Annotated in this window: 15 protein-coding genes; 8 read left to right on the forward strand and 7 right to left on the reverse strand. The window is 52.3% G+C overall.

Going from position 1 to position 23,222, the window contains the following annotated elements:
* Positions 1-79 precede the first annotated feature (79 nt).
* The gene (locus HBA93_RS01310) at positions 80-1,483 is read right to left on the reverse strand and encodes a pyridoxal-phosphate dependent enzyme (protein WP_221722064.1); all 1,404 of its coding nucleotides are present in this window, start codon (positions 1,481-1,483) and stop codon (positions 80-82) included.
* Positions 1,484-2,269: 786 nt separating this feature from the next.
* Between HBA93_RS01310 and HBA93_RS01315 the strand changes: the two genes are divergently transcribed.
* From HBA93_RS01315 to HBA93_RS01325, 3 genes are all read left to right on the forward strand, one after another.
* Positions 2,270-4,234 (forward strand): long-chain-fatty-acid--CoA ligase, encoded by a 1,965-nt coding sequence (locus HBA93_RS01315; protein WP_502910010.1) that lies wholly within the window; start codon positions 2,270-2,272, stop codon positions 4,232-4,234.
* A gap of 229 nt (positions 4,235-4,463) precedes the next feature.
* Positions 4,464-6,536: a DUF4344 domain-containing metallopeptidase gene (locus HBA93_RS01320; protein ID WP_221722066.1), complete on the forward strand. Its 2,073-nt coding sequence runs from the start codon at positions 4,464-4,466 to the stop codon at positions 6,534-6,536.
* Positions 6,533-6,994 (forward strand): hypothetical protein, encoded by a 462-nt coding sequence (locus HBA93_RS01325; protein WP_122094008.1) that lies wholly within the window; start codon positions 6,533-6,535, stop codon positions 6,992-6,994. The genes HBA93_RS01320 and HBA93_RS01325 overlap by 4 nt, the downstream gene beginning before the upstream one ends.
* Positions 6,995-7,035: 41 nt before the next feature.
* Here HBA93_RS01325 and HBA93_RS01330 read toward each other — a convergent pair whose 3' ends face one another.
* The 3 genes from HBA93_RS01330 to pgi form a co-directional block, all read right to left on the reverse strand.
* Positions 7,036-7,776, reverse strand: coding sequence for an HAD family hydrolase (locus HBA93_RS01330; RefSeq protein WP_221722067.1), 741 nt, complete (start codon positions 7,774-7,776; stop codon positions 7,036-7,038).
* Positions 7,776-8,837: a succinylglutamate desuccinylase/aspartoacylase family protein gene (locus HBA93_RS01335; RefSeq protein ID WP_121991912.1), complete on the reverse strand. Its 1,062-nt coding sequence runs from the start codon at positions 8,835-8,837 to the stop codon at positions 7,776-7,778. The genes HBA93_RS01330 and HBA93_RS01335 overlap by 1 nt, the downstream gene beginning before the upstream one ends.
* Before the next feature lie 146 nt (positions 8,838-8,983).
* Positions 8,984-10,636, reverse strand: coding sequence for a glucose-6-phosphate isomerase (gene pgi / locus HBA93_RS01340; protein ID WP_221722068.1), 1,653 nt, complete (start codon positions 10,634-10,636; stop codon positions 8,984-8,986).
* Positions 10,637-10,923: 287 nt separating this feature from the next.
* Here pgi and HBA93_RS01345 point away from each other — a divergent pair, with 287 nt between their 5' ends.
* From HBA93_RS01345 to preA, 3 genes are all read left to right on the forward strand, one after another.
* The gene (locus HBA93_RS01345) at positions 10,924-11,388 is read left to right on the forward strand and encodes an SRPBCC family protein (protein WP_121991914.1); all 465 of its coding nucleotides are present in this window, start codon (positions 10,924-10,926) and stop codon (positions 11,386-11,388) included.
* Between the two features lie 401 nt (positions 11,389-11,789).
* A complete protein-coding gene (locus tag HBA93_RS01350; RefSeq protein ID WP_221722069.1) occupies positions 11,790-13,274 on the forward strand; it encodes an NAD(P)-dependent oxidoreductase in 1,485 nt (494 codons plus the stop codon).
* A gap of 1 nt (position 13,275) precedes the next feature.
* A complete protein-coding gene (preA, locus tag HBA93_RS01355; protein WP_121991916.1) occupies positions 13,276-14,589 on the forward strand; it encodes an NAD-dependent dihydropyrimidine dehydrogenase subunit PreA in 1,314 nt (437 codons plus the stop codon).
* Positions 14,590-14,691: 102 nt separating this feature from the next.
* On the opposite strand, the gene HBA93_RS01360 is transcribed toward preA, so the two are convergent.
* Positions 14,692-15,360 carry a TetR family transcriptional regulator C-terminal domain-containing protein gene (locus tag HBA93_RS01360; RefSeq protein ID WP_502910001.1) on the reverse strand — a complete coding sequence of 223 codons (669 nt, stop codon included), beginning with the start codon at positions 15,358-15,360 and terminating at the stop codon, positions 14,692-14,694.
* A 330-nt stretch (positions 15,361-15,690) separates the two neighbouring features.
* On the opposite strand from HBA93_RS01360, the gene HBA93_RS01365 reads away from it, so the two are divergent.
* Together HBA93_RS01365 and hydA are read left to right on the forward strand one after the other, a co-directional pair.
* Positions 15,691-16,941: a Zn-dependent hydrolase gene (locus HBA93_RS01365; RefSeq protein WP_221722070.1), complete on the forward strand. Its 1,251-nt coding sequence runs from the start codon at positions 15,691-15,693 to the stop codon at positions 16,939-16,941.
* Between the two features lie 95 nt (positions 16,942-17,036).
* Positions 17,037-18,533 carry a dihydropyrimidinase gene (gene hydA / locus HBA93_RS01370; protein ID WP_221722071.1) on the forward strand — a complete coding sequence of 499 codons (1,497 nt, stop codon included), beginning with the start codon at positions 17,037-17,039 and terminating at the stop codon, positions 18,531-18,533.
* 59 nt (positions 18,534-18,592) lie between these two features.
* On the opposite strand, the gene HBA93_RS01375 is transcribed toward hydA, so the two are convergent.
* A complete protein-coding gene (locus HBA93_RS01375) occupies positions 18,593-21,820 on the reverse strand; it encodes an efflux RND transporter permease subunit (protein ID WP_502910002.1) in 3,228 nt (1,075 codons plus the stop codon).
* Positions 21,817-22,956, reverse strand: a complete 1,140-nt coding sequence (locus HBA93_RS01380; RefSeq protein WP_221722072.1) for an efflux RND transporter periplasmic adaptor subunit — start codon at positions 22,954-22,956, stop codon at positions 21,817-21,819. The genes HBA93_RS01375 and HBA93_RS01380 overlap by 4 nt, the downstream gene beginning before the upstream one ends.
* Positions 22,957-23,222: the final 266 nt, after the last annotated feature.

Consider the following 23,222-nt stretch of genomic DNA (forward strand, 5'->3'; position numbering starts at 1 on the left):
AATGTGCGGCATTGAAAGCCGAAACTGACCGGAAAAGACTGAAACGGCCATATGCACCTTGCAGCATATGGCCGTTTTTTTATGCATCACGCGTGTTTTTACCGGCATAGCGCAGATGATTAATCAGATCGATACGGGTGATAAGCCCGATGAAATCCACGCCATTAACAATCAGCGCCACTTCATCGCGGTCAAAGAAGGTCTGCAAATCACTTAATGGCGCATCCACCTGCAAGACCCGCGGTTGCGGGGTCATCGCCGATGAAACCTGCGCAGCAAAACGTGACCAGCGCCCTTCCGGCGGCCCCTCCACTGCTTTCAGAATATCGCTTTCGTCAATAATTCCGACAAGTCTGCCGCCATCCAGCACAGGTAATTGTGAGACAGCATTGCGCCGCATCCGCCCGTAGGCCTCAAGCAAATTCTCATCCGGTGTGGTTACCTCCACCGCGCCGTCCTGATGACGCCGCGAGATCAGATCCTCCAGATTGCCCTGCACTACACGCTCACTCAGATGCCGCTCACGCAGCCAGTTATCATCAAACATTTTTGACAAGTATTTGGAGCCGCTGTCACAAATCAGCGTCACCACATTTTTGGGCTCTGTCTGCTCACGGCAATATTGCAGAGCCGCTGCCAGCAAAGTACCGGACGATGCTCCCGCCAGAATGCCCTCACGCAAAAGCAAATCGCGGGCAGCCTGAACAGATTGACGGTCGGACATTGTATAAGCACGACTGACAAGAGAGAGATCAGCATTCGCAGGGATGTAATCCTGTCCTATCCCCTCCACTGACCATTGACCGGCTTGCGTCAGCTGACCGGTCGCGATGAATGGTGCAAGAACAGAACCTTCAGGATCGGCAAGTATAATTTGCGTCAGCGGCGAAACTGATCGGAAATAACGCCCCAGTCCCGTCAGCGTACCGCCAGAACCCACCCCGACAACGACCGCATCAACTTTATGATCTGTCTGTTCCCAGATTTCCGGCCCTGTTGCGATCTCATGTGTCCGCGGATTAGCAGGATTAGAAAACTGATCAGCAAAAAATGCATCCGGAGTTTCCTCGGCGATACGCCGTGCCAGATTTTGATAATGCTCAGGATGATCCTTATCCACATCAGAACGTGTCAGCCGGACATCTGCCCCTAAAGCCCGTAAATGCCGGATTTTCTCTTTGGACATTTTATCCGGTATAGCCAGAATCAACCGGTAGCCGCGCAATGCTGCAACCTGTGCAAGGCCAAGCCCCGTATTACCGGCTGTGGCCTCGACAATTGTACCGCCTGCGCGCAACTGACCCGATGCTTCCGCCGCAGAAATAATGCTCAGAGCGACCCTGTCTTTAATGGAGCCGGAGGGATTCTGGCTCTCCAGTTTTGCGAATAAACGGCACGGCCCTGTGTCAAATCCATTGAGCTCGACAAGCGGTGTCCGGCCGATCAATTGTAAAACTGACGGGAATACACTTGCAAATCGCATTGCGGTGGGCTCCTTTACAGCTCATAATGCTGTGTAAGACCCGATATATCTGCGGATTTATCAAGTCGGCCTATGTCATTGAATCTTCAAAGAGCATAGTGCTTCATAAGCACATCAGAAGACATATTATTTTATCTTACCGTCATTAAGCTAAGATTTTTTACTTATATAAGAGGCTTGCAGGTTTGTTATTTCACACAATGCCAAGGACAGAAAAATTATTGCATAAAGAAGACAATATCCGCATCGCCGGTCATCCCATAACCGGCCTTGTATTTCAGACAGGCAAAACAATCAGACATATTGCCTGACGAAGAATTTACGTTTACGTCAATGGAAAGATAATGTCAGATATTGATATCGGCATAATCTTGGTTAAGTTGTTGGCAGACCGGCTTCAGCGAGGAAAGCCGGAATACCGGAAACTTTCCGGAAGCATATGCCGGCACAACAGGAATTCTGGGAGGCAGAATGACACGTTCGAGTGATGGGAATGCCAAGGCCGGTGCAACAAAAAGCGCCGCAAAGAAAACCGGAACAACGGCTGCCAAAACAGCCGTAACAAAGCCGGTCAAAGAATCCGCTCCGAAAAGCACAGCAACAAAAGCAAAAACCGCGGCAGCTACAAAGGCTGAACCGGCAAAGACTGCAGTAAAAACATCTGCAGCACCGAAAAAATCTCCGGCAAAAAAAACTGCCAAACCACAGGTTGCTGATAATGCTGCTCCTGCAGTTGCTGCGGTTAAAAAACCGGCTAAAACCACCACCGCAAAGCCTGCGGACAAAATCACAGCAGTAAAACCTGCAACCAACACCACGGCAGCAAAGCCTGCAACCAATACCACGGCAGCAAAGCCTGCAACCAATACCACGGCAGCAAAGCCTGCCGGCAAAATAAAAACTGCTACTGTAAAGTCTGCAGATAAAGCAGCTGAAACCAAATCTGCTCCGAAAGCCGGCAGCGTGAAGCCTGTCGCTAAAGCCGCAGCCAAAGTTGCAAAATCCGAACCTGAAGTAAAAACTTCTGACAAGTCACCAAAACCAGCCGCGGCACCTGTTGCCAAGCCTGTAAAAACAGCCAGTCCCTATGATGCCAAACCATGGCTCAGCAATTATCCGCAAGGAGTGGCGCACGCGCTTGACCCGTCCCCTTATCAGTCGATCACCGATCTGATCCTCACATCCTGCAAAAAATATGGTGACCGCCCTGCTTTCACCTGCATGGACAAATCTCTGTCCTATAAAGAGCTGGATGAAAAATCGGCTGCACTGGCAGCATGGCTGCAATCACGCGGGCTGGTCAAAGGCGACCGCGTAGCTGTAATGATGCCGAATGTGTTGCAATATCCGGTTGCGATTACCGCAATTTTGCGCGCAGGGCTGGTGGTTGTGAATGTCAATCCGCTCTATACACCACGCGAGCTGGAACATCAGCTCAATGATGCCGGTGCCAAAGCAATTATTATTCTTGAAAACTTTGCCCATACTCTGGAAAAAGTCCTGCCGAATTCATCGGTCAAGCATGTGGTTGTCGCCTCTATGGGCGATATGCACGGGCTCAAAGGTGCAATCATCAATTTCGTCGTGCGCCGTGTTAAGAAAATGGTGCCCGCATGGAATATTCCGGCACATAACAGCTTTAAATCTGTTTTGGCCAGCGGTGCAAAACTGACATTCAAACCGGTGACGATTGCACCGGATGATCTGGCCTTTCTGCAATATACAGGTGGCACGACCGGCATTTCCAAAGGTGCCATGCTCATGCACAGCAATATTCTTGCCAATGTTGAGCAGATGCGTCTGTGGCTGGATGTGGCTTTCCAGCATAAAGGCCGGCCGGAACATATCAATTATATCTGCGCATTGCCGCTCTATCATATTTTTGCTCTGACCGTGAATGCAATGATGGGTATTCAGCAAGGTGCCCGTAATCTGCTTATCCCAAATCCGCGGGATATTCCGGCTTTTGTGAAAGAGCTGCAAAAAGCACCGTTTCATATTTTCCCGGGGCTCAACACTTTGTTCAATGCCCTGATGGAAAATGCAGACTTCCGCAAACTGGATTTCAAACCGCTGATCCTGACCCTCGGCGGCGGCATGGCGGTTCAGCGTCCTGTCGCCGAACGCTGGGAAAAAATGACAGGCTGCCTGATTACCGAAGGTTACGGCCTTTCTGAAACCTCACCGGTTGCCACCGCCAATGTGCTCAATGCAACGGAGTTTTCGGGCACTATCGGTCTGCCGGTACCAGGTTCTGATGTAGCGATCCGCGACGATGACGGCAATGATGTGCCGCTTGGTGAAGTGGGCGAAGTTTGTGTACGCGGTCCGCAGGTCATGAAAGGCTATTGGAACCGGCCTGAGGAAACTACCAAGGCTATTTTCCCTGACGGTTTCTTCCGCACCGGCGATATGGGCTTCATGAATGAAGGCGGTTTCACCAAAATTGTGGATCGCAAAAAGGATATGATCCTTGTCTCCGGCTTCAACGTCTATCCGAATGAGATTGAAGAAGTCGCGGCGGAACATCCCGGCGTTGTCGAGGCTGCCGCTATCGGTATTGCCAATGAACATTCCGGCGAAGTGGTAAAGCTGTTTGTGGTACGCCGCGATCCCGAGCTGACCGAAGAGGTGCTGAAAGCTTTCTGTGCCGAGCGGCTGACCAATTATAAGCGTCCGCGTATGATTGAATTCCGCGACAGTCTGCCGAAAAGCAATGTCGGTAAAATTCTGCGCCGCGAATTGCGCTGATGCCAATTCACCGAAACGATTTGTCTTAACAACAAAAAACCGGATCAAAGCATCCGGTTTTTATCTGTCCCGCCAGAGAGCAACGTCAACAACAAGAAAACAAAATACGGCAGGTGGATTTTTCCGGTGATAAATTAATAGCTATCCCAATATTGCTATATTTCTATATAACGAAAATAATTTCAGAAATCGGGAAGTGTTCTGAAATCTGATAAACGGGAAAATAGAAATGGTGTTACGCGGCGCTGCTGTCTTTGTCTCTCTGGTGCTTTTCGGCGCTCAGGCACAGGCCGCATATGAAAAAGAACTTGGCCCTCTCGCAAATACAGTCAGCAGTCAGCTACTCAAAGGCTGGAATGTAAAGCAACAGGACGGCTGGGTTTTACTGCAAAATTTCACAGCCAGCGAAAGTGAACAATCGCTTTCGGTTCACGCCGGACAACCACCGGAAACCGGCCGTATCATCAGTGCAGCTCTTGGGGTTTATTCGGAAAAACCCAATGCCTCCGTTGGTGTTACACTCGGCAATCGCGCCCGGAAAAGTGTCTGCCTTCTGGAAATTTCAGCCAATAAAACAGTGAATCTGTTTTGCACTGAGGGTGAGAAGCGACACAATATTGCATCCGTTCCGAACCTCGCCAAACTTGACGGTTCTGATATTGTAAAAATTATCGAAGTGCCGGGGGCTGCCCGCTTCCTTGTCAACGATCAGAAAATCGGTGAGATCAGCGACATGCCTGCTCTCGGCGCTGAGGTTGGTATCATGGCTTATGATATCGGTACTTTTGCTATTACCGGTTTCAACATTGATTCCAACCTGAGTACACAATTACCACCCCGCCCTGAGGCAGGCGGCACGGCACCGGCTTCCGGTTCTGGCGCAGACGCTTCCACAACATCTTCCGGTTCCGGCGTGGATGCATCCACGCCGGGCACAGGCCCGCTGCCAGAATTCGGCAATGATACGGTGCGCCTGATTTCCGTTTATATGGGCTTGGTGCAAAGTATTCTGATGCATGAATTCGGTCATGCGCTGATCGGTGAATTACAATTGCCGTCTACCGGACCTGAAGAAGATGCGGTTGATGTTTATGCAGCCTTACAGGTTGTGCAGCCGACAATGTATCCGGATCCGAATAAAGAAGTGAATGAGATCGCCAATGGCGCAGCAACTTATGCCGCGCTGCAATGGTATTACAGCGGTAAATTGTCGGAAATGAAGGGCGCGGATACTTCGCCATGGCAGGATGAACATACCGCTGACCTTAAGCGCTTCCGCAATATGTTCTGTATCATGTATGGCGGTAATCCGGGGGTATTTGAGCCTGTCGCGCAAAGTGTGGGATTGGAAGAACGCACCAAAGCCCGATGCGGTGATGAATTCAACAAACAAAACCGCGCATGGCGTCGTATTCTCGCACCACATACCCGTGTCGGCACATGGAATCCTGATGGTGAAGTACCGGCTGATGCACCGGGGGCACCGATTTCGGCTGTTTTTGAGCCATCCCAGCGACGTGTCGGCAATCTGCTTGCCAACCATCTTTCCGGCGGATTGAAAGGCTATATTCAACGCCTCGGTGAGACCTATGTCATGCCACGTCCGGTACAGATCACCTTCAAGGATTGTGGCCAGCTGAATGCGTGGTACAGCCCGCGTGAAGGCACTGTAACCATGTGCTATGACCTGATTGAGCATCTGGCCGTGATGATATCGGATATCGAGATGAAAACTGTCGGCGGCCACGTCTCAGCACCGGAAAGCGGTACAACACCTGTTTCCGCCACAGGCGGCGGCAGCGGAAGCTCTGGCAGAGACACCACATCTGCTCCAAAAACCACCGCAACGACCCAACGTTTTGATGAACTGGAAGATCTGGGCGTTCCGCAGACATACATGCTGTTTCCGGCACCTTACAAAGGACCGACACCGAACTATATCAAAAAAGCCAAAATTATTAAAACCGTTGATCTTGTTGATCTGCTGAAAACTGAGAAAAACATCCTCCTGATTGATACCGGCGGCTTACGGGAAACATTACCCGATGCCTATTCTCTGGCTGATGCCGGTACTGACGGCAGTACCACAGATCGTTTTCAGTCCGCCCTGAATGAATGGTTGATGGATAAAACCAAAGGGCAACGGGACGTAAAACTGGTCTTTTTCGGACAGAATATGCGGGAGCGCACTTCATTTAATGCTGCATTACGGGCAGGAACATTGGGTTGGCCGACCTATTGGTATCGCGGCGGACTGGAAGCGTGGGTCTCCAACGGCCTGCCAACAGTGACGCTGAAATGACCAATCACTACAGGTCAGAACCGGATGATGCGGATATTCAGGAACAGCACAATATGAACAGAAACAAACCAAGTATCTCGGGCAAACTGGCATTTGCTGCCGCTGCCCTCAGTACAATTCTGATCAGCAATACCGGTTTTGCGCAGGAAAAATCCATTGATTCATATTATGCACGGCTGAGCAAAAAAGATCATTACAACTCATCAGGCAATCTCCTGACCAAAGTTGAAGGCATCATCCAGCAGGATCGCGCCAATGTTTACGCTCTGGGATATCGTGACCCCGAAGACAATCTGGATTTCTTTTTTGATATAAAAGAAAACCGTGCCTTAATCGGTAAGCTTATTGCCAACAGCCAGATCAGCGATGAAACAAGTGCCGCAATTATTAACGGCACACCGTTGGTTTTTGTGCAAATCTATAATGGCTATGTCAAAATCAAAGTCATGCCTGAATAAAAAAAGGCCGGTGAAATCACCGGCCTTTATCATTCCCGAAATTACTTTCCGGCCAGATAATCCGGCAGATCTGCGATAGACGGCAGAACAATATCGGCCAGAGGCTCCAGTACTTCACGCGGGCTGTTGCCGGTCAGTACACCAACCGCCAGACCGGCTTTAGCTGCTCTGGCACATTCCATATCATGCGGATTATCGCCAACCATTGCCACCTGCTCCGGTGCCACGCCGACTTCTGCCGCAAAATGCAGCAGCGGATCAGCATAAGGCTTGGCACGCGCTGCCGTATCATAGCCGATAAAGCCGGAAAACAGATCACTGATACCGAGTGCGGCAGCTGTTGCCCGTGCACCGGCCTCAGAATCATTGGTCGCAATGCCCAAAATAAAACCGGCAGCTTTCAAGGTTTGCAGGGTCTGGCTCAATGCTTCAACAGCCACAGCCTGTTTGGCACCTTCCTCAACCCCGTAAACATCATATTCAGCGACGCGTGCACGGCGCTGCTCATCCGTATCCTGTGGATGCCAGAGCGCAACAATATCCTCAACTGTACCAGCGGCGATTGCAGAATTGGCGCGGAATTTTTCCGCCTGCCAGTCATAGCCACCGGCATCCAGCAGTGATTTCGCCAAAACATCATCACCGGCAGCAGAGCGTCTGGCCAGTTCGCAGGAAATGGAAAACCATGTCCTGTTAAAATCAACCAGCGTACCATCCTTATCGAAAAGAATGGCACGGATCGTTTTTTCAGAGCCGGAAGGCACTGCTACTGTTGCTGACATTATGCCTCCAGTGAACCGGCAGGTTTGCTTTGTGCTGATGGTTCATCGCCGATCAGCTTCATTACATCATCGCCGCGGCGCAGATAGCGCAGGCTGCGGTAGGTTAAAACGCGACCGGCCTGCGGTGCACAGAGCTTGATATCGTGCTCAGGTTCACCCGGTACGGTTACAATCGTTGCCAGCAGATCACCTTTTTTGACGATATCACCCAGCGCCACATGATACAGCACCATACCGCCCTGCGGCGCACGGATCATTTCCACACGGGAGAAAGGCGCAATCGGGCCGCTAAATGCCTCGCCGAGCTGGCTGGATGCATCTTCCACCACGCCGCGATGCACAAGGAAGCGATAGAGCCCTTCCGCATCGGCCAGACCGGTTGCCGGATCAACATCATTGAGGCCACGGAATTCAACAGTTGTTACCGCACGGCGGCGCATATCGCGCTCGCTCTGTTTCATATGCAAAAGCGGATTAACGCAAGCCTCTTCAAAAGCCGCACTCACCGTTGAATCACCGGCGAGAATCGCGGTCGAGCGCAATGCCGTTGCCAGATCACGCAGATCTTCCGCATAATTTTCATGTACATAGAGATAGTTTTCGCTCTCATCATCACAATGCAGATCGAGCACAATCTCATGTTTCAAAGCCATGCGAACCAGCATCGCTTTAATGCGCTTATCTAAGGATACCGGCGCATCAATCTGCGGCAGCGCAGAGGTATCAAAATTTTCCAGCAACGGAAAATTGCGATTGAAATTCACACCGGAAAAGAAATCAAACCGACCAAGATGCTGATGGCTCTGCCACTGATTGGAAGCCACCGGATTGGCCTGCGGCACAATGGTGATATCGCCTTTAATCCGGCCTTCCTCTTCCGCTTTACGCAACATCGGAATCAGAAAATGCAACGCAGCCTGCCCCGGCAATTCAGCACCATGCAATGAGGACTGCAAATAAGCCGTCGGCGCGTTTGTATCTGCGCCTTCAAAACGCAGCACACGCATTTCCACCTGAATGCCCGGTACATCACCGGCAAACTGTATATGATCCGTTTTCATAAATGTCTTCCACCCATTGACCGCCGGACAGGAATTTCAATCACCTCATTCCGGCAGTTACTCCATAAACCATTATCAACAAACACGAAAAACGAATGATTGTCACGTATCGACAAGCAGTTTTCAGTGTATGAGGATCAGGTTTTTTACGCCTGAGATGCCTGATGCAGATGTGCAATCAGCCCCTGTGTTGAGGCATCGCGGCCACCGGCATTTTGTTTTCCGGTAACGACATCCAGCAATTCTGTTGCCAGTTCTTTGCCAAGCTCCACGCCCCACTGGTCAAACGCATTGATCCCGAAGAGCTGCGCCTCCACAAAAACACGGTGTTCATAAAGCGCGATCAGACGTCCGAGGGCAAAAGGCGTCAGCTTGTCATAGAGAATAGTGACCGACGGGCGGTTGCCGGAGAAAACACGATGCGGAGCAATGCGCTCCACTTCCGCTTCCGGCAATTTACGCGCACGCAACTGTGCCTGTGCCTCTTCAAGCGTACGGCCTTTCATCAAAGCCTCGCTCTGGGCAAAACAGTTGGCCAGCAACATCTGATGTTGCTCCAGCAGTTCCGGCTCATGCGTATGCACTGCGATCATGAATTCCAGCGGAATTGTATCAGTTCCCTGATGCAAAAGCTGGAAAAAAGCATGCTGCCCGTTGGTGCCGGGTTCGCCCCAGACCACAGGGCCGGTGACGCCGGAAACCGGTGTGCCGTCACGCTTAACGCTCTTGCCGTTGGATTCCATATCAAGCTGTTGCAAATAGGCAGGTAAACGCGCCAGATGCTGATCGTAAGGAATAATCGCGCGGCTGCCGAAGCCGCAGATTTCACGATGCCAGTAACCGATCACACCTAATATCATCGGCAGGTTCTGCTCGAATGGCGCGGTACGGAAATGCTCGTCCATAACATGGGCACCGGCGAGAAATTCGCGGAACCGTTCCGGACCAATGGCCAGCATGACCGGCAAACCGATAGACGACCACACGGAATAGCGACCGCCAACCCAATCCCAGAAACCGAAGACCCGCTCCGGCTGGATACCGAAGGCTGCTACTTTATCGAGTGCGGTAGAAACAGCCACAAAATGCGCACCGACAGCCTCTTCACCCAGAGCATCGGCCACCCATTTACGGGCGGTTTTCGCATTGGTCATAGTTTCAATGGTGGTGAAAGTTTTAGACGCGATAATGATCAGCGTGGTTTCCGGATCAAGATCACGCAACGTATCGGCAATATGCGCCGGATCAATATTGGAAACGAAATGCGTATTCGGCCCGTCATGATACGGTGTCAGCGCGAGTGTTGCCATCACCGGCCCGAGGTCTGAACCGCCGATACCGATATTCACCACATCAGTGATGGTGCGGCCTGTGGCACCCGCCAGATCACCGGCGCGGATTGCCTCACTGAACAGGCTCATACGGTGCAGCACATCCTGCACCTGCGGCACGACATCCTCACCATCTGTTACAATAACATCATCCGGCTTTGCCCGCAGTGCCACATGGAGAACGGCACGGTTCTCGGTGGTGTTGATCGGCTCACCGGCAAACATAGCATTGCGCTGCCCTTCCACATTGCAGGCCATGGCCAGATCTTTGAGCAATGCCATTGTCTCATCATTGACACGGCATTTTGACCAGTCGAGCAGCAAGTCATTCAGTTTGAGGGAGTAGCGCTCAAAACGCTGCGGATCTGCGGCAAAGGCTTCACGCATATTCTGCTTTTGCGCAACTGTCTGCCAATGTGCTTTCAAGGCTGTCACACCTGCCGCAATTGCCGCTTCATTCAATGCCATGCCAACCACTCCCGGGTAAAGAATAACTGCTTCTCAATACAACCTATAACACATTAGATATGAACCGATTGAAGTGTTTTAAGGGCATGATAAATAAAAACAAAATTCAGACGTTGTTTTCTTGTGATTGAAACCGATATCATAGACGAAATATCAGGTGGAGCATGTCACAGTTCAATGATCAGGTTTAACACCCGTGACACAGCACATGCTCCAAAAACAGAATTTAAAAATATTCTGCACTTAAACCTGAGTGAACCGCAAGACATAAGTTTTAAGGGATAAATATGGATCTGACCGGTGAAGAGCGTATTCATGCCCCAAGACAGGCTGTTTGGGATGCAATGAATGATGTGGACGTTCTCAAGCCCTGTATTCCGGGTTGCGAGACCCTGGAACGACTATCGGAAACCGACATTCAGGCAGCCATACTGGTTAATCTCAGCCTCATTAAAATCCGCTTTCACGGCTTGCTGATCCTCTCCAATCTCAATCCGCCATTTTCCTATACGATCAGTGGCGAGGGCCAGGGTTCGATCGCCGGTTTTGCGGCAGGCAGTGCTGATGTGGAACTTATCGAAGAAAGCCCTGATGTCACCATTCTGCGCTATACGATCAATGGGGATGCAGGCGGCAAAATTGCCCAGCTTGGCACCAAGCTGCTTGGCAATACGGCACGCAAAATTGCTGACCGGTTTTTCGCCAATATCGGCGAAGCCGCAACACAGAATGTACGCCAAGGCAGTGTTTAAATCAGCACTATTTTATGAGTATAATTATCATATTTTGACCATCTGATAAAAAATTTGACCTTCCGCAAAAATCTGTCATGCTGAGACTACAGAAGCAAAAAGCACACAAAGCAGTGCATCCCGAAAAGTGTGTAGCGGTTTTCGGATAAGATGCGCGCAAAGAATGCTCAGTTCTGACAGATTGCGGAACCGGCGTATAATAAGGGAACCACGCCGTTTCCCCACCATGCAGCAATGAATCAATGCGGGACGCGCATCAACATGCGTTCTGAGACAGCATTTGCATAACCGGATTTTGCTTGGCGCACTTGCGCGAACAGCCGTCCGGCACCTCTGACATTGATTTTAAGCACCAGATCGCTTGTCTTAACTGCGACTGTGCCGGGAGGAGTGACAGGAGCATGAGTGACCAGCATTCGCATGACAAACAGAATAATGCAGCGGATATCCGGCCGAACCGTCTCGATAATTATCAGGATGTGTTTGCCGATCTGCATCCGCCGCTCGACAAACATGAAGCACTGGTAGAAGCAGATCGCTGCTATTTCTGCTATGACGCACCATGTATGACGGCCTGCCCGACCCATATTGATATTCCGCAATTCATCCGCCAGATCGCAGGCGGCAATCCGCAGGGCGCTGCCCGCACCATTCTGAGCGAGAATATCCTCGGCGGCATGTGCGCCCGTGTCTGTCCGACTGAAACCCTGTGCGAAGAAGCCTGCGTGCGTGAGGCCGCTGAAGGCAAGCCGGTACGTATCGGGCTCTTGCAACGTCATGCCACCGATCATCTGATGGACAGCGGTGTTCATCCTTTCACCCGTGCGCCGGTTACCGGTAAAAGCGTGGCGGTTGTTGGTGCAGGACCTGCCGGTCTTGCCTGCGCCCATGCGCTGGCACGTGAAGGCCATACGGTAACGATTTTTGAAGCCCGTCCGAAAGGCGGCGGCCTCAATGAATATGGTATCGCCTCCTATAAAAGTGTTGATAATTTTGCTGCCCGCGAGTTGGAATTCATTCTGAAAATCGGCGGCATTACTATTGAAACCGGCAAAGCGCTGGGCAAAGACATTCAGCTCGATGCGTTACGCTCCGGTTATGATGCAGTGTTTCTGGGGCTCGGCCTTGGCGGCACAAACCGACTGCATATTGCCGGTGAAGATGCCGAGAATGTGCTGGATGCCGTGCGCACCATTGCAGAGTTACGTCAAAGCTCTGACCTTTCCCGCCTGAATATCGGTAAGAATATCGTCGTCATCGGCGGGGGAATGACTGCCATTGATATTGCTATCCAGATCAAACGGCTGGGTGCGGAGAATGTAACGCTCGCCTATCGCCGTGACCGCGAACATATGAATGCCAGCCTCTATGAACAACAACTGGCGCAGATGGAAGGTGTGGTGATCCGTGATTGCCTGCAACCGGAAGAAATTCTGCTCAATGATCAGGGGCAGGCTGTTGCCATCCGTTTTGCGCAGACCGAGCAGCGCGAAGGCAAACTGGTTGCTACCGGTTCCACACTCACCTTAGCCGCCGATCAGATTTACAAAGCCATCGGCCAAAAGCTTGACGGCCAAGGTCTTGGTGCCAGCGGCATGGAAATGTCCGGCGGACGCATCAAAATCGACACAGAAAACCGCACCAGTGTGAAAGGCATCTGGGCTGGCGGAGACTGTGTTGCAGGCGGTCAGGATCTGACTGTTGCCTCCGTGCAGGATGGCAAAATCGCAGCGCAATCCATCCATCAGCATCTCATGCAATTGCCGGAAGCCGTGAGCGGTTTTGCCGAGGCTGTACTGGCAGCCAATCGCAAGGATTTGCCAAGCCTCTGGCCGCAAACTCCGTCCGTTCACACCCACGCGACCTCCCCGGCAAAGGATCACTGACATGGCTGATCTGACCACGAATTTTCTCGGTATCCGTTCCCCTAATCCGTTCTGGCTGGCCTCTGCCCCTCCAACTGACAAAGCCTACAATGTGGAGCGTGCTTTCAAGGCCGGTTGGGGTGGTGTTGTCTGGAAAACACTGGGGGCTGAAGGCCCGCCGGTCGTCAATGTCAACGGCCCGCGCTATGGTGCCATCTGGGGCGCTGATCGCAGATTGCTCGGTTTCAACAATATTGAGCTGATCACTGACCGCTCTCTGGAAATAAACCTGCGTGAGATGAAAGAGGTAAAAAGCCGCTGGCCTGACCGCGCGCTGATTGCTTCCATCATGGTACCTTGTGAAGAAGAGGCCTGGAAAGCTATTCTGCCACGGGTGGAAGAAACCGGTGCCGATGGTATTGAACTGAATTTCGGTTGTCCGCATGGTATGAGCGAGCGCGGCATGGGTGCCGCTGTCGGTCAGGTGCCGGAATATGTGGCGATGGTGGTGAAATGGTGCAAGCAATATAGCCGTATGCCGGTGATCACCAAACTCACCCCGAATATCAGCGATATCCGTATGCCTGCGCGGGCTGCTAAAAATGCAGGAACCGATGCGGTATCGCTCATTAATACCATCAATTCCATTGTTTCCATTGACCTCGACAATTTTGCTCCGCAACCAAGCATTGACGGGCGTGGTTCTCATGGCGGCTATTGCGGCCCTGCGGTCAAACCGATTGCGCTCAATATGGTGGCGGAAATTGCCCGTGATCCGGAAACACGCGGATTGCCGATTTCCGGCATTGGCGGCATCACCACATGGCGCGATGCAGCGGAATATATTTCGCTTGGCTGCGGCACGGTTCAGGTCTGCACGGCGGCCATGACCTATGGTTTCAAAGTTGTGCAGGAAATGATCGACGGCCTCTCCGACTGGATGGACAGCAAAGGCTACCACTCACTGGATGACTTCCGTGGCCGTGCTGCCCCGCAGGTCACCGACTGGCAATATCTCAACCTCAATTACACTACCAAAGCGCGGATTGATCAGGATGCCTGCATCAAATGCGGCCGCTGTCACATTGCCTGCGAGGATACCTCCCATCAGGCAATTACTTCCATGGTGGATGGCGTGCGCCATTTTGAGGTGATTGATGAAGAATGTGTCGGCTGCAATCTCTGCGTGAGCGTCTGTCCTGTGCAGGATTGTATCACCATGGAGCAGGTTTCAGGCATTGATCCGCGCACTAAAGAACCGATCAGCCCTGATTATGCCAACTGGACGACCCATCCGAACAATCCGATGGCCAAACACAAACAAGCGGCAGAATAGGAGCGGTAAACGGTGACAGGACAGGCAGTCATCACAACCCGTAAAACAGAGAGCGGCAGAAATTATCCTGCCGCTGTCTTTCCCTGCTCAGCCCCTCCCTGCTTAGCGGGGCCGGATACCGTTAAGCAGAATGGCACTGACCGCCTGCACCGTGTTCTCACAGCAATCCGGCGCATCAAATTTTTCACCAAGCACTGCGCGCAACTGCGTTTCAAAATCGGAATAATGCTGGGTTGTTGCCCAGATCGTAAAAATCAGATGATGCGGATCAGTCTTTGCCAGCCTGCCCTCTTCCATCCATTGCCCGATCATGGCCGCTTTCTCGTCCACCAGTTCGCGCATATCCTCTTTCAGGAACGCACCGATTGCCGGTGCGCCATGCATAATCTCATTCGCGAACAGGCGCGAAGCAGCGGGGTTGCGGAACGCCATTTCAATCTTGTTACGGATATAAGCGCCAAGCTCTTCCAGCGGTTCGCCCTGCGGATCAATAGACTGCAGCGAGGCCAGCCATTCTTCCATCGTCTGCTGCAAAACGGTGTTGTAAATATCTTCCTTACGCCGGAAATAATACAAAAGATTGGGTTTCGACATGCCGGATTTCAGCGCGATCTGATCGATTGTGGAACCACGAAAACCATAAGTCGAAAATACATCCAGCGCCGCTTCAAGAATGAGTTTGCGGTTCATCTCCTGAATACGCGACAGGTTTTCAACCGGTTCCTGCTGCATCACGGAAATGTCTTTAGCCGGTTTAGATTTCCGTACCATGCTGCTCTTCCCCGCATTTTCATACTACCTGCCAATATAGCGTATTACAGGCAAATTCTGTCGCCGATATTATCTTGTTCTGAACAGATTTTAGTGGATGATACAGAAACCGGTTTCCGGCAACGGAAACAAGCCGGTTTCAAAAAACACTCCGCAACAGAACGGAGCAATAATCAAGGCTCTTTTTGTCCGGCTTCTGACAAGGCCGCACATATTACGCCAAAGCGCATCATCTTTCACAATGCGCTGAATGAGGAGGAAATCCACATGCCGTCTCCCCGCGCCTTTATGAACTATTATGATTAATACAGACCGCATACGGAAACAGACATGAACACGCATCTGAACAGCAATCTCAAAACCAATGCTGACCGCCTCTGGGACAGCCTGATGGATATGGCCAAAATCGGCCCCGGCATCTCAACAGGTAATAATCGCCAGACACTGACCGATGAAGACCGCGAAGGCCGGTTGCTTTTTCAGAAATGGTGTGAAGATGCCGGAATGACCATGGGCATCGACACAATGGGTAATATGTTTGCCCGCCGCGAGGGCAGCGATCCGTCCCTGCCACCGGTGATGCTCGGCAGCCATCTCGACACACAACCAACCGGCGGTAAATTCGACGGTGTGCTTGGCGTGCTCGGCGGGCTGGAAGTCGTGCGCACCCTCAATGATCTCGGCATTAAAACCCGTCATCCAATTGAGGTGGTGAACTGGACAAATGAAGAAGGTGCCCGTTTTGCCCCCGCCATGCTGGCCTCCGGTGTTTTTGCCGGTCTGTTTGATGAGGCTTGGGCAAAATCCCGCACCGATACGGACGGTAAAACCGTTGGCGAAGAACTGAAGCGTATCGGCTTTGAAGGTTCAATCCCGACCACCAAGCGCCCGATCAAAGCCTATTACGAACTGCATATTGAGCAAGGGCCTATTCTGGAAGATGAAGGTCTGGATATCGGTATTGTCACCCACGGTCAGGGACTGAAATGGTTGCAAATTACGCTGACCGGTAAAGAAGCCCATACCGGATCAACACCGATGCGCAAACGTGTGAATGCAGGGCTTGGTATGGCACGCATCACGGAGCGTGTGGATGAGATTGCATGGGAGCACGCACCGAATGGCGTGGGTGCCGTGGGCTATGCCCATATCAGCCCAAATTCCCGCAATATCATTCCGGGCACTGCTGTTTTTGTGGCCGACTTCCGCCATCCGGATAAATCAGAACTCGCCAAAATGGTGCAGAAGCTGGAGAAATCCGTAGCGGAAATCTGTGAGAAAATCGGCCTGACCTATCAGATTGAAGAAGTCGGCGCATTTGATCCGGTTTCCTTTGATGAGACCTGCCTCTCGACCATTCGTCAGGCAACCGAGCGTCTCGGTCTGTCGCACCGCAATATTATTTCCGGTGCCGGTCATGATGCCTGCTGGATCAATCAGGTTGCACCATCGGCCATGATTATGTGCCCTTGCGTGGATGGCCTGAGCCATAATGAGGCGGAAGACATCACCAAAGAATGGGCTGGCAACGGCGCTGATGTGCTGTTGCATGCGGCATTGGAGACCGCTGAAATCGTATAAAATATCTGCTCTGGCATGAGACATTTGTGCCGGAGCCTTCACCTATCCCGATTAATCCGCATCTGTTCGCAAAAAACCATAAGGGGAAACGAACAATGTCATATTCCGGATCGCATACCAAGTCACAGGCAGATAACAAAACCACACTGATTAAAGGCGGTAAAATCGTTACCGCAGACCGCTCTTACGATGCGGATATTCTGATTGCAGACGGCAAAATTGCCGCTATCGGCCATGACTTGCAGGGCGACACCACAATTGACGCCTATGGCTGCCTGATTATGCCGGGGGGCATTGATCCCCACACCCATCTGGAAATGCCGTTTATGGGCACCCACAGTTCCGATGATTTTGACAGCGGCACCGCTGCGGCACTGGCAGGCGGAACCACAATGGTGGTGGATTTTGTGCTACCCTCACCGGAGGGCAATTTGCTGGAAGCTTTGCAGGACTGGTTTCAGAAAGCAGGCAAAGCACGTACTGACTATTCCTTCCACATGGCTGTCACCGGCTGGAGCGAGCGCTGCTACAATGAAATGCCTGAAGTGGTGGCACGCGGCGTCAATACATTCAAACATTTCATGGCCTATAAAAGCGCATTGATGGTCAATGATGACGAGATGTTTGCCTCTTTCCGCCGCTGTGCGGAAATCGGTGCCATGCCGCTGGTGCACGCAGAGAATGGCGATATTGTCGCCCAATTACAGCAAAATCTGCTGGCAGCAGGCAATACAGGACCTGAAGCGCATAGCTATTCCCGTCCGCCGGAAGTGGAAGGCGAAGCCACTAACCGCGCTATCATGATTGCCGATCAGGCAGGCGTACCGCTTTATGTGGTGCATGTTTCCTGCGAACAGGCGCATGAAGCCATCCGCCGTGCGCGCCAGAAAGGTATGCGTGTTTACGGCGAACCGCTGATACAACATCTGACACTGGATGAGAGCGAATATCAGAATAAGAACTGGGACTATGCGGCACGGCGCGTGATGTCACCACCGTTTCGCGACAAGATTAATCAGGACAGTCTCTGGGCGGGTTTAAGTGCCGGTAGCCTGCAATGTGTGGCCACCGACCATTGTGCCTTCACCACCGAACAAAAGCGACACGGTGTTGGCAATTTCACCAAAATCCCCAACGGTACCGCAGGACTGGAAGAACGTCTGCCGGTACTCTGGACAACAGGTGTGCGCACCGGTCGTCTGACCGAGAATGAATTTGTCGCTGTCACCTCCACCAATGCGGCGAAAATTCTCAACATTTATCCGCGCAAAGGGGCAGTGCTGGAGGGTTCGGATGCCGACCTCATCATCTGGGATCCGAATGCAACCAAGACAATCTCGGCGAAGCATCAGCATTCGGCGATTGATTACAATGTGTTTGAAGGCATGAAAGTGACCGGCCTGCCACGTATGACCATCAGCGGCGGGCGCGTTGCCTATGCGCAGGGAAAAATTCTGGCCGAGCCTGGTGACGGGCGCTTCATTGAGCGCGCACCGAACACACCACAGCAGCAGGCTTTGTCGGTCTGGAAAGAGGTAGTAGCAACACGCAAAGTGGAACGCGATCCGGCGCTGATGCCGATTGGTGTGTGACCACTTATAAAACTTATGAAAATGGCGGGATTCTTCAATAAGAATCCCGTCATTTTTATTTATTCTGGTTTCATTTCCAGCGTGGCCGCATGAGTCAGCTCACGATCCAGACGTTTTTCTTCATCGCTTTTCGGCTTGGTGAAACGACCAAGCAGCAGATAGGCAACCGGTGTCACATAAAGTGTGGCAATGGTTGCCAGACCGAGACCGCCAACAATAATCCAGCCCAGCGCGATACGGGCTTCTGCACCGGCGCCGGAAGCAATGACCAGCGGAATACCGCCAAGCACCGCACAGATCATCGTCATACAGACCGGACGCAGGCGGATATTCGACGCTTCTTCCACGGCCTCCCGCAAAGACAGACCACGATCACGCAGCTGATCGGCAAACTCCACGATCAGAATACCGTTTTTCGCCATGATGCCGACCAGCAGTACCAACCCGATCTGGCTATAAACATTAAGACTGGTGCCGGTGAGGATCAGCGCCACAATGGCACAGCCCAATCCCAGCGGTACAGTCGCCATTACGATCAGCGCGCTGATAAAACTTTCAAACTGCGCGGCCAGTACCAGCAGAATGATCACCACCGCAAAACCGAACACCAGAAACAGACCGGTCGAGGTTTCGCCCAGCGTTGCGGCTTCAGCCAGCGGCACCATCTGCACACCGGCAGGCAGCAATGGCGCTGCCAGTTCCTGCACGGTTTTATAGGCATCGCCCAGAGCAAAATCACTGCTCAGACCTGAGGTAATCGCAATGGAACGCAGGCGCTGTTCACGCGCCAGCTGCGGCGGCACTGCAATTTCCCTTACCGATGCAATCGTTGCCATCGAGACATAACGGCCGTCACCGGTACGCATAAAGACATTTTCCAGATCCGTCGGATCATTGATCGGATTGGACGTCGCCATCATCTTCACATCATAGGAACGGTCACCGATATAGACCGCGCCGATCCTGCGGCCATCGAGCACCGACTGCACCGCATTGGCGAGACCGGTAATATCAATACCGAGATCCGATGCCCGCTCGCGGTCAATCTGTACCGAAAGCTGCGGCTGCGTTGCGTCCACCGACAGGCGCGGCTGCTGAAAGCGCGGATCTTTCTCCATCTCCGCCAGCAAAGCGCGGGTTACCGGCTGGATCGTTGCATAATCATTGCCGACCAGCGTGAACTGCAAACCATTACCGGCACCGCGAATACCCAGACTGTTTGGTTGCAGAGTAAACGCACGCACGCCGGTGATCGGACGCAGACGCTGATTAATATCGGCAACAATCTCCTGTTGTTTACGGTCGCGCTCCGACCAGTCTGCCAGCGTCAGCACCATAAAGCCGTTATTGGATGCCCCGCCGGAACCGGCAATAGCATAGGAATTTACGATTTCGCCATTATCGCGCAACGGTTTGAGCACCGTGTCAATCTGTTCAAGTTGCGAGCGCAGAAAATCAATACTGATGCCCTGCGGACCTGAAATACGCAGCATAACAGCAGAACGATCCTCATTCGGGGTCAGTTCCTGACGCAAAGTCGTATAGGCACTTAACGAGAAGAAGGCGAAGACCAGAGCAGCCGCAACCACAATCCACGGTGCATTAAGACACCAATGCAGACTACGGCGATAAAATTGTGCCAGACCGGTACTGACACGGTAGACAAGTCCGCGCGGTTTATCTGTTCCGGTTTCATGAGCGATACTTTCCGCCGTCAGAAACCGCGAGGCCAGCATCGGACAAAGCGTTAGCGCCACAACCGATGACAGCAGCACGGCAATAGCCAGCACAAAACCGAACTCACGGAACAAGCCGCCAGCCTGTCCGGGCAAGAAGGAGATCGGCACGAACACCGCAACCAGTGTCAGTGTTGTGGCGATAACCGCGAAGAACACTTCTTGTGTGCCGAGCACCGCAGCCGCACGCGGCCCCAGCCCCATCGAGCGACGGCGAACAATATTCTCCAGCACCACAATCGCATCATCCACCACCAGACCGGTTGCCAAAACCAGCGCCAGTAGGGTCAGAATATTGATCGAAAAACCTGCCAGATAAATCGCCGCAACAGTACCGACCAGCGCCACAGGAATGGAAACCGTAGGGATCAATGTCGCACGGATATCGCGCAGGAACATATAGATGACAGCGATAACAATGAGGATCGCCGCTATCAGCGCGATTTCCACCTCATGCATAGCACCACGGATGAAGTTCGCATCATCACTGGTCACCCGCATTGTCATGCCTTCGGGCAATGTCTTATTCAGGCGCTCAACTTCCGCACGAATACCGTCCGAAATATCCAAGGTGTTGGACTGTGCCTGACGGATAATGCCAAGACCGATACTGTTACGGCCATTATTGAGCACTGCCGAACTTTCGATATCCGGCCCCAATGTGACATTGGCGACATCACGAATGCGGGTCTGCCCTTTGATGATAATATTCTCAAAATCCTGTGGCGAGGAAACCGACGCTGTGGCGCGTACCACAATCGCCTGAGAAGCGCTGCGCAATGATCCGGCGGGCTGATCCAGCGCCATAGAAGCAAGTGCGGAGCTGACATCGGCAAAGGTCAGGCCATAGCTGGCCAGACGTTTATGATCGATATCAATACGGAAAATCTTGTCACGATCGCCATAGGTTTCCACATCGGCCACACCGGGCACTGCGGAAAGCACATCGACAATCTGATCTTCCACAATCACCGTCATATCATCAACGCTAAGTGTTTCAGACGCAATCGCCAGACGCATTACCGCATCGGCATTGGAATCCGCCTTGATAATACGCGACGCATCAGCCTCTTCCGGCATCTGGTTGGCCACGCGCGAGATCGAGTCACGCATATCGGCGGCGGCAACATTGATGTCCACACCATCATTGAACTCAACCGTCACGCGGCTGCGGCCAAATGATGAAGTTGATGAAATATTCTTCACACCGGAAACACGGGCAACTTCATTTTCCAGAACCTGCGTGACCTCACGGTCAACAGTTTCTGCAGATGCACCGTCAAAAGTAGTACTGATCGAAATAACCGGACGGTCAACATCCGGTAATTCGCGAATATCCACACCGCTCAGAGCGGCAAGACCTGCCACAACGATCAGCACATTGAGCACGAAAGCAAAAACCGGACGACGGATAAACAGTGCTGTAAAGCCGCCGGTCTGCGGATTATGCCCGCTGCCTTTTTGTTCAGCTGTGGTCACATCCTCAGCACTGGTTACATCTTCAGTAATTGTGTTTGTTTCAGCGGATGATTTGTCAGAATTCATCATCATCCTGCCTGTTTACTGTTTGCCTGAGCTGTAGCCGGTTCTTTCGGGCTGGCGGTGTTGCCCGCGCCCTTAATCGTCACGCCGCCGCCTTCGCGCACATTCTGCACACCTTCGGTGACGATCGTATCACCTTCAGCCAGTGCACCATCAACCAGCACGGCATTGGCATTGCGCTGGATAATCCGCGCAGCCACACGTTCGGCCTTGCCGTCCCTGGCAATGCGCCAGACATAGGAGCCGTCGCCATCCCACTGCACAGAAAGCGGGTCAACCGCCAGATACTCGTCGCCGGGGAAAAGAATAGTCACAGTAAAAGACATACCGGCACGCAGCACATCGCTCGGATTGGTAATTTCCGCACGAACCCGCAAAGTACGGCTGGCTGCGTCAATCATATTATCCATAGCGCTGACCTGCCCCTGAAAGCTTTTGCCAGGCAGAGCCGTCGGCATTGCTGTCACGGCCTGCCCCAATCGCAATTGCGGTGCAAAGCGCTCCGGCACCCAGATATCAATCAGCAGTTTTGAACGATCATCAATCGTAGCAATCGTGGTGGAGGATGTTACATAATTCCCCGCATCCACCGGCAGAATACCGACAATACCGGCAATCGGTGCTGTAACCGAACGGCGGTTCAGCGCCAGCTCTGCATCCTTCACAGCCAGCTTGGCATTGGCCAGAGCAAGTTCTGCCGCAACAACCTGTACCTGTGTTGCCGTGTTCGATGCCCGCAAAGTTGCCATACGCTGTTGTGTAATTTCCGCGTCTTTCAAAAGCACCTGTGCTTTTTCAACGGCAATCTGTTCTGTTTCCGCATCCAGTTCAGCAATGACCTGATCTTTTTGGACAGTAGTGCCTGCACTCACCAGAAACCGGCGTATAGTTCCGCTTGAATAAGGAGACACTGCAACCGTATTGAGCGCAACACCGCTGCCGATGGCGCTCAGCTTGTCATTGACGACCTGTTTCTGAGCTGGCTTTACAACCACCAAAGGCGCGTTGCGCGCGCCGCTTTGTCCTGCTGCCGGTGTGCTGCCGGTGACCGGTGTTGCGGAACGTTCAGTATTATACCAGCTCCAGCCCCCGAAGGCGGCGGCAGCCACGACCAAACAAACCGTGATTTGTTTCCAGTTTTTCATTATCTTCCGATCTTGCCGCAACCTGAGTTAAATGCCTGCACAGACAGGCTCGCTGCATTCTGCCCTTAAAATGCGTAATCTGCGGTCTCAGGTCTAATTAAATTTCTGTAATCCTGTTGCGGCAAAGTGCCGGAAAGTCCGAAAAGCCGGTATCCGGCCCTGTTTAAACCACATCTCATGCCCTGAGATGAGCCGATATGGTTAATAAGACCCTACCATGACATAGGTCTGACAAAACAAAACGGGCGGAAACATGATGTTTCCGC

It is taken from the genome of Ochrobactrum sp. SFR4, assembly GCF_019730395.1.
In the GTDB taxonomy this organism is placed as follows: Bacteria; Pseudomonadota; Alphaproteobacteria; order Rhizobiales; family Rhizobiaceae; genus Pseudochrobactrum.